The organism is Komagataeibacter sp. FXV3, assembly GCF_015155755.1.
GTDB lineage: Bacteria > Pseudomonadota > Alphaproteobacteria > Acetobacterales > Acetobacteraceae > Komagataeibacter.
Map to the genome: position 1 here is coordinate 1 of NZ_VWPI01000043.1, position 15,080 is coordinate 15,080.

The 15,080-nt window shown below is 56.8% G+C and carries 12 protein-coding genes and 4 riboswitches; of the genes, 5 read left to right on the plus strand and 7 right to left on the minus strand.

Going from position 1 to position 15,080, the window contains the following annotated elements; all coding sequences use genetic code 11:
• Nucleotides 1-618: 618 nt before the first annotated feature.
• Nucleotides 619-2,913, minus strand: a complete 2,295-nt coding sequence (metE, locus tag F1542_RS03935) for a 5-methyltetrahydropteroyltriglutamate--homocysteine S-methyltransferase (RefSeq protein ID WP_141301081.1) — start codon at nucleotides 2,911-2,913, stop codon at nucleotides 619-621.
• Nucleotides 2,914-3,026: 113 nt separating this feature from the next.
• Here metE and F1542_RS03940 point away from each other — a divergent pair, with 113 nt between their 5' ends.
• From F1542_RS03940 to F1542_RS03960, 5 genes are all read left to right on the plus strand, one after another.
• Nucleotides 3,027-3,917 (plus strand): LysR family transcriptional regulator, encoded by an 891-nt coding sequence (locus F1542_RS03940; RefSeq protein WP_025811791.1) that lies wholly within the window; start codon nucleotides 3,027-3,029, stop codon nucleotides 3,915-3,917.
• A gap of 725 nt (nucleotides 3,918-4,642) precedes the next feature.
• Nucleotides 4,643-4,884: riboswitch (cobalamin riboswitch) on the minus strand.
• Nucleotides 4,885-5,011: 127 nt separating this feature from the next.
• A riboswitch (cobalamin riboswitch) is annotated at nucleotides 5,012-5,257 on the plus strand.
• A gap of 234 nt (nucleotides 5,258-5,491) precedes the next feature.
• Entirely contained in the window at nucleotides 5,492-6,007 is a 516-nt protein-coding gene (locus F1542_RS03945) for a hypothetical protein (protein ID WP_171791247.1), read from the plus strand.
• Entirely contained in the window at nucleotides 5,988-6,473 is a 486-nt protein-coding gene (locus tag F1542_RS03950; protein ID WP_025811787.1) for a hypothetical protein, read from the plus strand. The genes F1542_RS03945 and F1542_RS03950 overlap by 20 nt, the downstream gene beginning before the upstream one ends.
• Before the next feature lie 193 nt (nucleotides 6,474-6,666).
• Nucleotides 6,667-6,902, plus strand: a riboswitch (cobalamin riboswitch).
• Nucleotides 6,866-7,234: a hypothetical protein gene (locus F1542_RS03955; RefSeq protein ID WP_227000946.1), complete on the plus strand. Its 369-nt coding sequence runs from the start codon at nucleotides 6,866-6,868 to the stop codon at nucleotides 7,232-7,234. (Overlaps the previous riboswitch by 37 nt.)
• 53 nt (nucleotides 7,235-7,287) lie before the next feature.
• Entirely contained in the window at nucleotides 7,288-7,761 is a 474-nt protein-coding gene (locus F1542_RS03960; protein ID WP_227000948.1) for a DUF2147 domain-containing protein, read from the plus strand.
• Nucleotides 7,762-7,831: 70 nt separating this feature from the next.
• Here F1542_RS03960 and F1542_RS03965 read toward each other — a convergent pair whose 3' ends face one another.
• From F1542_RS03965 to F1542_RS03990, 6 genes are all read right to left on the minus strand, one after another.
• Entirely contained in the window at nucleotides 7,832-8,920 is a 1,089-nt protein-coding gene (locus F1542_RS03965) for an aromatic ring-hydroxylating dioxygenase subunit alpha (RefSeq protein WP_141301083.1), read from the minus strand.
• A 7-nt stretch (nucleotides 8,921-8,927) separates the two neighbouring features.
• The gene (locus tag F1542_RS03970; RefSeq protein ID WP_141301085.1) at nucleotides 8,928-10,010 is read right to left on the minus strand and encodes a 5-methyltetrahydropteroyltriglutamate--homocysteine methyltransferase; all 1,083 of its coding nucleotides are present in this window, start codon (nucleotides 10,008-10,010) and stop codon (nucleotides 8,928-8,930) included.
• 35 nt (nucleotides 10,011-10,045) lie between these two features.
• Nucleotides 10,046-10,284: riboswitch (cobalamin riboswitch) on the minus strand.
• Nucleotides 10,285-10,352: 68 nt separating this feature from the next.
• Nucleotides 10,353-11,111: an ABC transporter ATP-binding protein gene (locus F1542_RS03975; protein WP_007396782.1), complete on the minus strand. Its 759-nt coding sequence runs from the start codon at nucleotides 11,109-11,111 to the stop codon at nucleotides 10,353-10,355.
• Nucleotides 11,108-12,094, minus strand: coding sequence for a FecCD family ABC transporter permease (locus F1542_RS03980; RefSeq protein WP_372380121.1), 987 nt, complete (start codon nucleotides 12,092-12,094; stop codon nucleotides 11,108-11,110). The genes F1542_RS03975 and F1542_RS03980 overlap by 4 nt, the downstream gene beginning before the upstream one ends.
• A gap of 17 nt (nucleotides 12,095-12,111) precedes the next feature.
• Complete coding sequence (locus F1542_RS03985) at nucleotides 12,112-12,951, minus strand: ABC transporter substrate-binding protein (RefSeq protein ID WP_025811780.1); 840 nt, start codon at nucleotides 12,949-12,951, stop codon at nucleotides 12,112-12,114.
• Between the two features lies 1 nt (nucleotide 12,952).
• Nucleotides 12,953-15,052, minus strand: coding sequence for a TonB-dependent siderophore receptor (locus F1542_RS03990; protein ID WP_010516556.1), 2,100 nt, complete (start codon nucleotides 15,050-15,052; stop codon nucleotides 12,953-12,955).
• Between the last annotated feature and the right edge of the window lie 28 nt (nucleotides 15,053-15,080).

The window sequence follows — 15,080 nt, forward strand, 5'->3', positions numbered from 1 at the left end:
AGCCCAGTCTGCCAGCAATACGACAGGCCATTCTTGATCGCATCCTGCGACCACCCATCGGGCAATGCCCCCACTGTGGAAACCTTCTACTCCAGACCTCGCAACACATTCTGCCAAAGTAGTGCTAAGTCGACGACCCAGCGTGGCCCATCATTCAACCCGATTATCTCCTCGACCTAAGGTGTTTAGTCCTCGGATTTTATGGTGTGTTAATTTCAGATAAGTCGACGCGCGACCGAACTGGAGTGAGGGTCATGCCAACTTACGCGGCGAACCGATGGCGATCCTCGATCTGGCGAACAGCAGCGCCGTCCGTCGCCTACGAGGTAGGAACGACGCAAAGTGGGAATATTCCGTCTTTATGACAAAGACCAAGGCCAGTAACACAACCAAATCTTTGTATTTCATAAGTTTTGTTATGCCAACAATGGCTTTGTACCGATAAGTACGAATGGACGAAAGCTATGCCGGGCGTCTTACCGGTCCCTGATAGCGAGAGCCGGTCAGACGCATTGCTTTCCGGTGACGTGCGACCAGTCTCTCATGTTATCGTCAGGGAATGGTCACAGCTTTGATACAATCACCCGACTGCAGCGTCCGCCACGTGTAGTCCGCGGTTCAGGCCGACTTCTCCCGCAGCGTGCGGGCCGCGCGTACCATATTGACGAGTGCCGGGATGACCTCGTTCCACTGGCGCGTCTTGAGCCCGCAATCCGGATTCACCCACAGACGTTGTGCTGGAATGCGCTCATTCGCTTTCTCCATCAAAGTAACCATCTGCGCTTCGGTGGAGATGTTGGGTGAGTGGATGTCGTAGACCCCCGGTCCAATCTGGTTCGGGTAGTTGAACGTCTCGAAGACATCAAGCAACTCCATGTCGGAGCGCGAGGTTTCAATGGTGATAACGTCTGCGTCCATGGCAGCAATAGCGGCGATAATGTCGTTGAACTCTGAATAACACATATGTGTGTGGATCTGGGTTTCATCAGCGACACCATTGGCTGCAATGCAGAAGGCCTCCACCGCCCACGTCAGATAGTCCTGCCATTGCGATTTGCGCAGCGGCAGGCCCTCACGCAAGGCAGCCTCGTCGATCTGGATGATGCGAATGCCAGCCTTTTCCAGATCCAGGACCTCATCCCGGATGGCGAGCGCAAGCTGAAAGCATGAGGCCGAGCGCGGCTGGTCATCTCGGACAAAGGACCAGTTAAGAATCGTGACTGGCCCAGTCAGCATGCCTTTCATTGGTTTATCGGTAAGGGATGCTGCGTAGCTGATCCACTCTACCGTCATTGCCTTGGGGCGGCTGATATCTCCGAACAGGATCGGCGGTTTTACACAGCGCGAACCGTAGGACTGAACCCATCCATTCTGGCTGAACACATACCCCTCAAGCTGCTCACCGAAATATTCGACCATGTCGTTGCGTTCCGCCTCGCCGTGGACCAGCACGTCCAGACCCAGCTTTTCCTGCTCGCGCACCGCATGTTCGATTTCACGACGCATGGTTGCCTTATATGTTCCTTCGTCAATTTTTCCGGATTTGAACTGACTGCGCGCGAGACGGATTTCTCTAGTTTGGGGAAAAGAGCCGATGGTGGTGGTCGGGTAAAGCGGCAGTTGCAGCAGTGCGGCCTGTTTTGCTGCGCGAGCCCCAAATTCACTCATCCGACGGCCAAGCGATTCAGTGATGGCCGCAATGGCTTTTTTTACATCCGGATTGTTTACGCGGGGCGAACTGTGGCGTGAGTCCAGCGCAGCCCGATTGGTAACCAGTTCTGACGTCACAGCAGAACGCCCCCGGTCAAGAGCAAGGGCCAGCACGCGGATTTCGTCCAGCTTCTGCACGGCAAAAGCCAGCCACGAGCTGATCTCGGCGTCCATCTTCTCTTCGGCCGCCAGATCCACAGGCACGTGCAGCAGGGAACAGGACGGCGCGATCCAGAGCCGGTCTCCCAGCAGCTTTGCCACAGGTTCCAGCCAGTCCAGCGTCGCTTCCAGGTCCGTCTTCCAGATATTTCGGCCATTGACGATCCCGAGGGAAATTATCCGATCTGGCGGGCTCGTCTTTACCAGTTCAGCGACCTCCTCCCGCGCATTAATGGTATCGAGATGCACGCCCTGCACGGGGAGCCTGCTCACCAGGGCCAGATTTTCGCGCAGCTGACCGAAGTACGTGGCCAGCAGCAGTTTGACCCGGCGGGTATCAAGCGCCTGATAGGTCTGCACGAAAGCGTTCTGCCACGATGCATCCAGTTCCGTTACCAGAACCGGCTCATCGATCTGCACCCATCCGGCACCCGTCTGAGCAAGCGCATCGAGCAGTCTGGCATATACGGGCAACAGTCGCGGCAGCAGATCCAGCTTGTCCGAACCATCTTTGGCCTTACCGAGTGCAAGATAGGTTATCGGGCCGATAATGACCGGCTTCGTCCGGATACCCTGCTTCCGCGCTTCGTCCAACTGGCTCAGCAACCGCGAAGCATCAAGGGTAAACGTCGTCTCGGCATCAAATTCCGGAACGATATAATGATAGTTTGTATCGAACCATTTAGTCATTTCACCGGCGGCGACACCGCCGCAGCATCCGGGCTTTTCTTCAACAACCGTTGCCGAGCGACCGCGGGCAACCCGGAAATAATTATCGAGTTGGTCACCATGGAAGTCACGCACACGGGTGGGCAGGTTTCCAAGCATGAAGCTCGTGTCCAGCACCTGATCGTAAAAGGAAAAATCACCGACCGGTGCGAAATCCAGACCAGCCTGATCCCGCCAGTGGCGTGAGCGTAGTTCCGTGCCAACCTGCTCCAGCATGGCGAGGGAAGACTGGCCTTTCCAGTAAGCTTCAAGGGCGAACTTGAGTTCACGTTTGAAGCCGATGCGAGGGAAGCCGAGATTATGGGTCGTAACCATGAAGATTTATCCAGATGATGTATGGCTTCTGGAAGATAGGGTTTCGGATATATGAAGAAAAATGATATGTTTTCATAGATGTATAAACGGCAATCATATATGGTGCGTAGAACATGAGTATTCTTGAGCGCAGCCATTTGGCGATCATTCAGGAAGTTGCGCGCGAAGGCTCATTGACGGCTGCAGGAGCGCGCCTCAATCTGACCCAGCCTGCGCTTAGTCATTCCATCCGCAAGCTGGAAAGCCAGCTTGGCGTGAAGATATGGCAACGTGAAGGACGCTCTCTCGTGCTCACTCAGGCGGGAGAGTGGCTCCTGTCTCTTGCCAACCGTCTCCTTCCACAATTCACGCTGGCAGAAGATCGGCTTGAACAGTTCGCCCTTGGCGAGCGCGGAACGCTTCGCATCGGGATGGAGTGTCATCCCTGCTATCAATGGCTTTTGAAAGTAGTGTCGCCCTATCTGGAAAGATGGCCCAAGGTAGATGTAGATGTACGCCAGAAATTTCAGTTTGGCGGAATAGGTGCGCTATTCAGCAACGAGATCGATATTCTTGTGACCCCGGATCCGCTCTACAAGCCAGGCCTTAAATTTACGTCGGTTTTTGACTATGAACTGGTACTAGTTGTAGGCCCCGAACATCCTTTGCGAAATTCACAGTATGTTTTGCCAGATCAGCTCATTGGCGAAATACTGATTACATACCCCGTACCGTCAGAGCGCCTCGATATCTATACTCAGTTTTTGCAACCCGCAGGCATAGCCCCGCGACAGCAGAAGCAGATAGAAACGACCGATATCATGCTTGTCATGGTATCACATGGCCGCGGTGTTGCAGCACTTCCACGATGGCTTGTCGAAGAATATGCCTCTCGCTTTGAGCTTTATCCTGTTAAACTTGGTATAAACGGTATTGCGAAACAGATCTTTCTTGGTCATCGCGAGACGGATGAAGACATTCAATATTTACGCGATTTTATAGAACTCGCGGGTATGAATCAGTGAGTCAAGACATGCCTGACTGTACGGGGTCAAAAAGAATAGAAAATGATAAGCACTGCTGGACCTGGCGACAGATGGATAGCGTGATCCGTGCCTGACGCAGTCACTTTTTTAGTGCCGACAGGTGAGTCGATGCGTCTTTCTCCTGTCCCGGAGTTCACGACGGAGACACGAAATAAAGTCATGGTGAACGCTGAAAATTTGTCCGTGGACCAACCGGTCGGCGATCTCTGTATCGTAGAAATTCTCTGTTCCTATCTCACAACGCATACTGCCGACAGGATTCTAAGATCCGCAGCCTTCGAGTTTGTGTCGCAGTTCCCGACCGCGTGCGGTAAGGCGGGAATGCCCCATCCCCCATCGCGCAGAACATCCACCTGCAATAAAGCCCATCAGTACGAGAGATGATCTGATGCTTCCTCCATCCAGCAAGGTTCCATACCCCCCGTCTTTCGGCAGGGACAGAATGGCCCGTTTCTGTGCGGGAGTCAGGCTCTCCGATCCGAAATAAGATCGACCTGTGCCATTTCGCTGGTTGCCGCCAAAATATGTACGCATTTCTCATGTTCCCCTTGTAGCGTTTGACGGGATTAGACCCGCGACACGCCATTGGCCAATGGATGTAATTCTTCAGAACTGGTCAGGAAAGAACACGCTGGATGGGGAACGCAGCAGATAAAACAGAAGACATGATCGCCACTCCGTCTGTCGGGCGCCCCGCCCGATAGAACTGGTTACGTCACAAAGGCAGGTCTCCTGGCTTACGGGTCCTTGATATCGGTTCTGTCTTCCCGGCCTGTTGAGCATAGCCAGTGACGGGTCCTGTTAAGAGGACATACGATCCGGTATCTCTCCGCTTACAGTTGCGGGGGCAGCCACCGACTTGTTCCCGGACCCTGATAAGTCCTGCCAGAACGCACGGCGTTCCCTATTAACCCGTTCGCACGGGGCCTTTGATGTAGAGGTAGTGTGACGCACGCCCGCGAGCAGTGCAAGCCTGCCAGCTTCCCGTCTGTGTGAAGGATACCATGCTCTTTCATCGCAGGTTTTTTGGAAAATCCATATTGCGTAGATCACGAAATCTGACGCATATTGCGACCAGCTTTTATGTCGGTGGTGCCGCGCAAGCGGATTAATAGGGAATACCGTAAGCTCTGGCGGGATCTGCGATGATCCGGGAGCCAGTCGGTAGCTGCGTCCGCAACTGTAGGCGGTATGTAGCCGGATCCGATCATCTGATGTCCGATCAGATGGGTCACTGCTTCCAGTAAGGGAGTGGGAAGACAGGACCGAGCTGCCATGATCCGTGAGCCAGGAAACCTGCTACCGTCGCAAACCGTGCTACCGGGCGGGACCGACCGGTGGCAGGAGATCAGCTATGACGCGTTCTTTCGCGTATCGATATATCTATCAAGCCTCCATATGTATGCGGATCGTTAGCCTGTGCTTGAATGAATCCCGGCTTCGTAAGGCAACCTTAGCAACAGACCTCGCGGCCTGCGGCTTATAATTCGCATGTACTTTCCTGACCCCAGGACACAGGTACCTACGTTTTATTCTGATAAAAAGAAATATCCATGAACACAGATATGAGCATGGTACTCCCTTCCATTGCGTCGCGCCTAATGGCGACCATTACGGAGCCAGAGCCGGTTGTTGCAATTCGGATGCTTATTGCGGCCTGTCTGGATCAATCCTCGTCCCTTCGCCTGCGGCTACCAGAGGTAAAGCAGCTTTTCGCCCGCTTTATAGCCGCCATTATGCGTGAAAGGACAGATGCTCTGGAGGCTATTGCCAACTCGGTGGAAAAACAGATCACCGCGCTGTCTTTTCGTCCGTTTACGCCGCGACAGGTTCGACAGATTCTGGGGATCACCAACCAGGAGCGTCTTTTCTGGACACGAGACGGGCGCCTGCACCAGACAGGAACAATCCTGAACAATCAGCGCGGCCAGAAATTCAGAGTTCCTGTATATTGTGCCGAGAGAATTGGATGGCTCAGTCAGAACCCAGACATGATCGCGGCATGGCGTGACGAGGATGCTCGCATCCTGACTCAAGAAGGCCTGTCCGATGCAGATCTTTCCAGTTAATCCGATCCGATTCCCGGTGAAACGAAAAATGGCCTCTCCCGTCCCTTCGCCTGATTTTATTCTCATACAACAGCGGCGACGTCAGCGTTCTGTCTCGGTATCCCGCCTTATGGAATCCGCACCTCTGCGGGAAGATGTAATTCAGGCAATAGCCAAGACTGAACTCCCTGCCCCCAATCCGGAAGACCGCATTCGTGCGGATGGATTTGAAACATTCCTACGTCTGGTACCTTCCGCTGGCCGATTACCCGCTGCGCCGAAGGCGCGGGGCGACTATCTTGAGGAACTGTTTTCGCCCCTGCTATTAGAAGCTCTCGCCTATGTGGATACAGCCCGCGATTTATCGGACACGCACGGGGTCGAGGCGCTCATGGCCTTGCTTCAGGCCTATATTTCCGCGCAATGGACAATTGGCGCGCGTGACGCCGCCATGCACTTGTATAGCGCATCAAGCCCGAACGCCTGATTGACAACATAGTGGCTAACGCGCGGGCGCGTATCCCCGCCCGCGTGTTTCGAAGATGAAGACACTGAGTGACCTACACTTATTGGATCGGAGCGACAAGTTTGATTGGCATCAACAAGCTCTTCGTTCCATGCAGGCCGGCATCGCGTTTCGAGGAATTGGGCGTTCCTCTCACTTCGCGCATAATGGAATGAGACCCTTGATTGATGATGGCCCCGCGCGAGCGGGTTAAAAGGGAACGCTGTAACGCTCTGGCTGGACAATTCTGTTCCGGGAGCCAGTCAGCGGCTGCTCCCGCAACTGTATGCGGTATGCCACCAGTTCGTTCACCTGCGGGTGAGCCACTGTTTCCCTTGGGGAATGGGAAGGCATGAACTGGCTGGCCATGATCCGTGAGCCAGGAGACCTGCCATCGTCTGCAAACCACGTCGTCGGGCGGGATGCACCGAAGGCAGGAGATTTCCCATGCGTCATGGGAAGACCAATGCGGCCGATCAATGCCCCCCATGTTTCCTGTTTCTGGCGGAAACATCGTGATGCAGCATCGCGGGACCGGCGCGTTTCTGACAACCGGCCTGAAACGCCCGCATGTTGCTGAAGACCCTTACTGGGCCCTTCAAGCCGGTGCAGCAATGGGCAGCAGGCGCGACAAGGCTATCATGGAAAACGTCCATGGCGTAGATAGCACCCTCGCCGCTCATTCCCATGGCGCGCATCTCGGGGCATCAATCATGCGCTTTTCGATCCGAATTCTCCGATAGATCCGCCGATGTTCCATAATTTTAGTCATGTACGAAGCGACGAAAGACACATCATGAATATTGCGCAAAAAGCAACCTGTGTCTCGCTAATACTCAGTATCATGATTGGAGGGGCTGCTGTTCACGCACAAGTTCCTCCAGCGACAACAGTTCCGCCCGCCGTTCTGGGGCAATGGGTCACCAGAAATCACAAGGGTGTTTTCGAGATCACACGGTGTGGCGACCATCTGTGTGGAAAGCTGGTTGGCCTGAACTATAGTAATGACATCCCACGCGACCAGACGGGCCGTTCGGAATGTGGGTTGCCCATGCTGCGGGACTTCGTGCCGGATCCGGATCAACCAGACCGGTGGAACGGGTCCATTCTCGACCCCAATACCAATCATGTGTATCAAGCGCGCATGTGGGTTAACCAGTCCGGACAACTCAAGTTACGGGGCTATCTCGGGATTCCGATGTTCGGACAGACACAGACATGGCTTCCTTATCGCGGTCATATCGGCCCGAACTGCAAAATGAGCACCTGATCTGCGTGGTGCCTGGTCAGGAGAAGATGCCCATGCGCCTTGAGACGGGGCATGGGCGTCTATCAGTTTATTATCCGATATCTTTCTGGGACGGCATACCATTCTGGATAAGCAGTTGGCGCAGCGCCATGATAACTGGAAAGACCTCCTGATTCCGGTCGCCGTCCTGCTCCCGCCAGGCCTGCTGCTCCAGTTCAACAATTTCGCGATCTTCTGTGAAAACACGCTCCGTAAAGGCGATCAGCAGCGGCCACGCCAGATCCAGTAAAAATGGTATTTTCAACCTGCGTATGGAGAGCAGGCCAAATACCCGGTTGATCAATTCTTCCCGGTCCTGTGGCACATATGCAATCCACAGTTCCATGACCGGTTCATCAATCCCCTCCGTCTCGATCCGCAATGTCTGATAGGGATACTGCGTGCGGATGGTCATGACATCCCGATAGGCAAAATCCCGGCCATCCTTGCGACGCTGCCCGTAAATCAGAGCCTCGCTCAGCGGCTGCCTGCCAGACGTGCGGGCAAAGGTATAGCGGGCCTCCACAAAATCCTCACCCCGATCCATGCCTAGAAACCGTGGCTTCATGCTTCCGACCAGTCGGCTGTGCAGAATCTGGTGGTTCATGTCCATCAGGTTTTCATGCATGAAGCTGTAGTGACATTGCACGACTTTTCCAAACCGGCGGGTACGGTAATGGGGGTCACGGACACGTGGAAAGTCCGGCAGCGCAATGCTATCGGATTTTTCCAGATCCCCCATGAACACAAAGATGAGACCATCCTTCTCGCGGCATGCCCATGTCCGCAGTCGTGGCGGTTCGTTTTCCAGCTTCATGCCGGGGGAAAAACACTGGCCACGCCGACTGTATTTCAGTCCATGGTATGCACAGCGAATGAAATCTCCACACACTTCTCCCTTGCTGAGTGGTAACTGCCGGTGGGGGCAAACATCATCCAGCGCAAAGATGGCCCCGGCCTCGGGCCTGACCACCACGATGGGTTGCCCCGCGTACCGTACGCCAATCGCCCTGCCCCGACGAAGCTCGCGAGACCATGCAACCGGATACCAGAAATCCGGATTGCTGCGGACACGACGGATGTCCTGTTGTGGCAAAGCAGCCCCATCCAGGGCGGCTGTTTTCGATGTATTTCCTGTCATGATATTTTCAATGTCTCACGCTGTTATCAGCGCATGGGACAAAACGGATATCATTTTCGCAAAAGTCGCGGATGGATGCGCTGCGACGTGCTATCGTGCGTCGGCTGGCTACGGCCACGATTTCGGACATTTTCTGCGGCAGGACGTTCGTAATGTCCGGATCGGTCAGGGCATTGCTGTCACTTAGCGCACCCGATGGCGCGATCATGAGACGATCCGGCCGATGCGAACGCAGCGTCTGTTCCACGATGCCGTGCGCCATGCTGATGTGGGTAGGCGCCGCGCTGCAGCTATCGACCAGCCCCAGCGAGAGCCAGTGATGCGCCGGGAAATGCTGCAGGACATACGGGAAATCGCGATAGCCATGCACAACGTCCACATGCAGGCCGCCAAAAGGTAGCTGCAGCACGAAAGGAAGATGTCGCCCGAAGCCCCCGCTCCCTCCGACCAGAACAAGTGAAGTGCCCCTTGATGCTTCACTGAGGACATGCCAGGCAACATCCATATGGGTCAGCGTGGCTGCGGGCAGGCCAGGATGGGCAAGGATTGGCTCATCAATCTGGATCCAGAAGCATCCCGCGTTGTTCAGTTGTTCGAAGCATTCAATATAGGCGGGTAGCAGGCGCATCAGTCCCTGGCCGACACTGTCTCCCTTTGTCATGCCGCATAACGCAAGGAAACTGACCGGCCCCAGCAGAACAGGCCGGGTGCTGATACCCAGTTGTTCCGCTGCAAGAAATGCGTCGCGGGGCCAGTTGCGCGCAAGATGGAACGCCTGCCCCGGTCTGAGGATGGGCTTTCTGTAATTGCCGTGCATCGGATCACAGGCTGTGACTGTATTGTCGGTGCCCACGCCAAACATGCGGGCAGTCTGCACAACTCTGTCCCGCCATGGGCTATTGGCCGTAGCGATATGGGAAATGCCTGCCGCGTGCTGGCATCGCACCCCACGCATCTCATCAGCATCGGGAAAACCAAGTGTCGCCGTAAGCAGTCTGGCGATATTCGGGAAGTGATCTATGGAATACTGGCGCGCAGGCACGCCTTCGGTCGTGCCATCATGGCACGCGGCTTTCTGCCATACCGGCATTAAGCTTCTCCCGCCTTCGGCACATCCCGTCCGACGGCTTGATGTATGACGATGGCAGGTCTCCTGGCTTACGGATCATGGCCAGCCGGTTCTGCCTTCCCATTTCCTTTTCGGAAACAGTGACTCACCCCGTCCGGGTGAAATGAACCGGCGGCATACCGCCTACAGTTGCGGGAGCAGCCTCCGACTTGGCTCCCGGGTTCATGACCCGGCCGGAGCGTGACGGCGTTCCCTATTAACCCACTCGCGTGGGACCATCGACTTGATAAGACAACATTGTGCCCGAACCGAGCGGCCGGACGCAAGGTGTCATGGGCAGGATGTCCCAGCGGGCCGCACACGTTAGCGGCACAGGGACCACGGAAGGACCGCGTCCTCGACCCGCCGGACCGTTACGCCGTACACGACGCGCATGATGTCATCATCCAGCACCTGCAGGGCCGGGCCATGGCGGATGACGGCGCCATCATCCATCAGCACCAGTTCATCGCAGAAACGGGTCGCCAGAACCAGATCATGCAGCACGACGACGATCCCCTTTCCCTGCCCTGCCTGCTGGCGGAACAGATGCATCATGGACAGGGCATGAGCGGGATCGAGCGCCGCAATCGGCTCGTCCGCCAGTATGACCGGCGTATCGGTCGCCAGCGCACGCGCCAGATTCATGCGAGCCCGCTCCCCGCCTGACAGGTGGCTGGCCGGACGGGCGCACAGGTCCTGCAAGCCGGTGACATCAAGGGCGTGGCCCACCGCCGGGTGACGGACGGCATGGTCGCCCGCCTGCCCATGCGGCAGGCGTCCGAGTGCGACCAGCGCACGCACCGGCATGGGTGGCGGCGTCCCCCCGTCCTGGGGGATGAAGGCAAGTTGCCGGGCGCGCAGCGCGGAAGAGATCTGGCCCATGCTGCGATCAAGAATCCGGACATCCCCATGATCGGGTGCCTCCAGCCCCGCCAGCAGGCGCATGAAGGTACTTTTCCCCGCGCCATTCGGCCCGATCAGGCCAATGACCCGTCCCTGCGCAAGGGTCAGGGACGCGGCCGAGACGACAGCCCGATCCCCGCGCCGGAGCGACACGTCGCGTGCCTGCAGCAGGATCATGACACGGTTCTTTTCAGCATGATGACGCGGGCGAAGAAAACCGGTGCGCCCACCAGTGCCGTTAGCACACCCAGTTGCAGTTCAGGCCCGACCGCCACCACACGCACCACCATATCCGCCAGCAGCAGCAGCAGGCCTCCCCCCAGAAATGACGGCAGGAGCAGACGCGATGGCTGATATCCCACAAGCGGCCGCAACAGATGTGGCACCACCAGCCCCACAAAGCCGATCGCTCCTGAAACCGCCACGCATGAGCCGACGGCTAGCGCCGCGCCCAGCACGATACGCGTCTGGACGCCGCGCGGGCCATGCAGCTGGAAGCCAAGGCTTGCGGCCACATCCTCCCCCAATGTCAGCGCATCCAGCGCACGCCCCGCGGACAGCATGAGCAGCGTGCCACACACCACACCCGGCAGGCAGATCCAGACATGGGTAAAGGTCCGGTCCGTCAATGACCCCATGAGCCAGTGCATGATCTCGAATGACGCATAGGGGCTGGGCACAAGGTTCAGCACCAGTGCTGTCAGGGCTGCGGCAAAACTGCTGAGTGCAGCCCCCGCCAGCAGCAGCACCAGCGTGCCACCACGTCCCACCAGTCCCATCAGCACGGCCGCCGCACACAGCGCCCCCGTCAGCCCACCCAGCGGCAGGGCCGCGATGGACACCTGCATGAGGCCGGTATAGAACACGCTGACCGCCCCAAGTGCCGCTCCACCTGATACCCCCAGGATGCCGGGATCGGCCAGCGGATTGCGTAGATAGCCCTGCAGAACCGCCCCCGACAGGCCAAGCGTCCCGCCCACCAGGATGGCCAGCAGGGTACGCGGCAGGCGCAGGCGCTCCACAATGATCGCGCCTGCGGTATGCCGCCCGGCCAGCAGGTCCGCCAGTGCATGTGAAAACATGATGCGGGTTTCTCCCCACATGAGCGAGGTAACAAACAGCCCCATGACACCAGCCAGAAGCATGACGTTCAGCAGCATGGTTTGATGGGCAGGTTTCATGGGGCGGACATTTCAAGGTTGTGCCGTGCGTTACGCAGCATGACGACACTATCCAGTGTCTGTGGCAGGCCACACAACCAAAGCCGTGCGGGCAGATCCAGATGATGCGGCCCGGCAAAGGCCTGCTTCAACGCCGGGTGATCCAGCATGGACTGTGCAAGGGACGTTCCCTTCCCCGAACGGTCAAGGATCAGGAGATCGGGTGGCCGTGCAATCAGCAGTTCCATGGAAAAACGGGAAGATGACTGGTGCCCCATGATCGTTGCGTAATTACGAAAGCCGGCATGGGCAAGGACATCATCCGGAAGCGAGCCCTTATGGGTGACAAAGCCGTTGGCCGCATAGACGGCTGCTGTGGGATCGGTGGAACCAGGCTCGACCGAAAGGGAGGCCAGGCGCGTGGCAAAGGCCATAGCCAGTTGCTGCCCACGCTCAGGAACGCCGATGGCGTTGGCGACCGTCATGATCTGGACCGGAATATCCGTCAGGGATTGGGCGGGTGGCAGGGCTACAACCTGTGCGCCCCCTTCCCGCCCCGCCTGCATCGCGACGGCCGCGGTATAGATGCCACCCAGCACGACATCGGGATGGGATGCCACGATGCTTTCCGCCGTGGGTCGCAATACGGGAGCCTGTCGTGCCTGTTCGCACAGCACCGCGCTCCAGCAATCCCGGGCGAGCGGCGTAATACCGACGATCTGGCCCGGTTCGGCCAGCAGCAGCAACAACTGGTCGGTGCAGAGATTAAGCGAAGCCACGCGCGGGAGAGCCCATGCCGGTGCCAACGGGACACAGGCAAGGAAACCGGCCATCATCCCTGCGACCACGCTTTTCATGTCAATAATTCAGCATGAAGCCGCCATAACCGGCGCGACCAGGCTGCAGATAGCCGATGGGATCCTCGAACTGGCGGTTCAGCAGGTTGTCGGCGCGGGCATAGACGGAAACGTAGCGGTTGATTTTGTAATTGGCAGCCACGTCGATGGTGAAATAACCATGCCCCTTGGCGCATGTGCTGCAGGACTCGCTGCCAATAACCGGCAGATCACGCCAGCCACTGGTATACAGGATATTGCCCGAAAAGGTCAGGTCGCGAATGGGGGTCCATGTCGTATTGAAATTAAACTTGTGCTGGGGACGGCGTTGCAACTGGACGTCGTTCGTCTCATCCCGGGCGTGGGTCCAGGTATAGCTCAGGTTAAATTCCAGATTGCTCAGCGCCTTCCAGTTCAGGAAGGCTTCCACACCATACATCCGCGCCTTCGCCACATTGGCGTAGGAGTAGTTGTAGTCATATGATGAATCAATCGAAAGCGAGGACTGGATCAGGTTCCTGACCCGGTTGTCATACCAGGTTGCGCCGAAATTCAGACGGTCATGCAGCAGTTTCTGCTCAACACCCGCGTCATAGCCGATCAACTGTTCCGCCTTCAGGTTGGGATTGCCCTTTTCCGAATAACCCACACCCACCTGATTTGCGAATAACTGATACAGCGAAGGACCATGAAAACCGGAACCGGCGCTGGCCTTGATGATGGTTCCGGTGCCCGGCACATGGATTGCCGGGGCCACGCGCCATGTCACGTGGTTGCCGTAGCGCGAATTGGCATCATAGCGAATATTGGCCGCACCATACAGAATATGGTTCCAGTTCCCCTGATACTGCCCGTAACCTGCGGTCGTATCCATGCTGGCGGATGTATCGTATCCGCTGTCCCACATGCTTGAGGCCGTATGGCTGGTATTGAACGTATCATGGAAATGTTCGGCACCGATCAGAAGCTGGCCATACTGCTTGAAATTGAACGTGCCGTGCCAGTCCACCTTAAGTCGGCTGGAACGGTAATAATCCGGGTCTGGATTGACCGGGCTGCCGTAACTCGTGCCCGTCTCCGTCCAGCGGTTGCGGTTGGTCATGTAGCCAAGGCCAAGCACCTGATCAAAAAGCCCGTGAAAGGAAACCAGATGGGCCGTCCCGCGCACGATGGCCTCGTTCTGGTTGTTCTGTTCCCGCACACCCTTATCACCATACAGATTTTCACTTTGCAGGTCATACAGAGAGTAGGAATGATAATTGCTCTGTATCAGCCGTGCGGTCAGGCCAAGATCGAAATTATGGGTGACGTCATAACCCAGCCTGATATTGACGCCACGGTTGTCATTCCGGTTGCCTTCATGCCGCTGCTGCCGGTTGGCCCCATAATAACGCTCGATATAGGAAGGGATATTGTTGAACCCATCCATCCGGTAATGGGAGAATTCTACATTATAATGAAAACGTCCCTTGCTGCCGCGTGCGCCAAAGGTCTGATTGAAGGTACCATACCCACCGCCTTCGATACGGACAAACGGCTTGAAACGGCCCTGCCCCTGTGCCGTGGTAATGTCGATAACCCCCGCCATGGCGTCGGCGCCGTACAGGCCGCTCTGAGGCCCACGCAGTATCTCGATCCGGCCCATGCCGTCGGTTACAAACTGACCGGCATCGAACATGCCATTGGTGGAACTTCCGTCATTGATGTCCATGCCATCCAGGCGGACCTTGACCTCGTTGGAATTATTACCACGCATGAAAATGGATGACGTGCCCCCTGGGCCGCCTGTCTGGACCACGTTCAGGCCCGGTTGGCGTGCCAGAATATCCGTCAGGCTGCGCCGCTGCTGGGTCTGGATCTGCTTTTCCGTGATGATGGTCATGCTGGTGCCGATATCATCGGTGGAGGTCGGCCGACGGGCTGCACTGACGCTGATCAGTTCGGGAAGACCCGTATCCCCCAACGAAACAACGGCTTTCGATTTTTTATTCTCGATGACGTACTGGTTGGCGGACTGTTTTTGCGGCGCGTGCTGTCTGACTGAATCATCGGCACGCGCCACTACAACCCCCATGGTCATCAACGTGGTGGAAGCAATCAGCAGATTACGGAATAGGATCATCTGGTTCAGGTCTCGCGGTCACATCATC

Excerpts from the sequence above, each read along its gene's own strand:
- metE (WP_141301081.1), bottom strand. The coding sequence starts at position 2,913 with ATGGTTACGACCCATAATCTCGGCTTCCCTCGCATCGGCTTCAAACGT.
- F1542_RS03940 (WP_025811791.1), top strand. The coding sequence starts at position 3,027 with ATGAGTATTCTTGAGCGCAGCCATTTGGCGATCATTCAGGAAGTTGCG.
- F1542_RS03945 (WP_171791247.1), top strand. The coding sequence starts at position 5,492 with ATGAACACAGATATGAGCATGGTACTCCCTTCCATTGCGTCGCGCCTA.
- F1542_RS03950 (WP_025811787.1), top strand. The coding sequence starts at position 5,988 with ATGCAGATCTTTCCAGTTAATCCGATCCGATTCCCGGTGAAACGAAAA.
- F1542_RS03960 (WP_227000948.1), top strand. The coding sequence starts at position 7,288 with ATGAATATTGCGCAAAAAGCAACCTGTGTCTCGCTAATACTCAGTATC.
- F1542_RS03965 (WP_141301083.1), bottom strand. The coding sequence starts at position 8,920 with ATGACAGGAAATACATCGAAAACAGCCGCCCTGGATGGGGCTGCTTTG.
- F1542_RS03970 (WP_141301085.1), bottom strand. The coding sequence starts at position 10,010 with ATGCCGGTATGGCAGAAAGCCGCGTGCCATGATGGCACGACCGAAGGC.
- F1542_RS03975 (WP_007396782.1), bottom strand. The coding sequence starts at position 11,111 with ATGATCCTGCTGCAGGCACGCGACGTGTCGCTCCGGCGCGGGGATCGG.
- F1542_RS03980 (WP_372380121.1), bottom strand. The coding sequence starts at position 12,094 with ATGCTGCTGAACGTCATGCTTCTGGCTGGTGTCATGGGGCTGTTTGTT.
- F1542_RS03985 (WP_025811780.1), bottom strand. The coding sequence starts at position 12,951 with ATGAAAAGCGTGGTCGCAGGGATGATGGCCGGTTTCCTTGCCTGTGTC.
- F1542_RS03990 (WP_010516556.1), bottom strand. The coding sequence starts at position 15,052 with ATGATCCTATTCCGTAATCTGCTGATTGCTTCCACCACGTTGATGACC.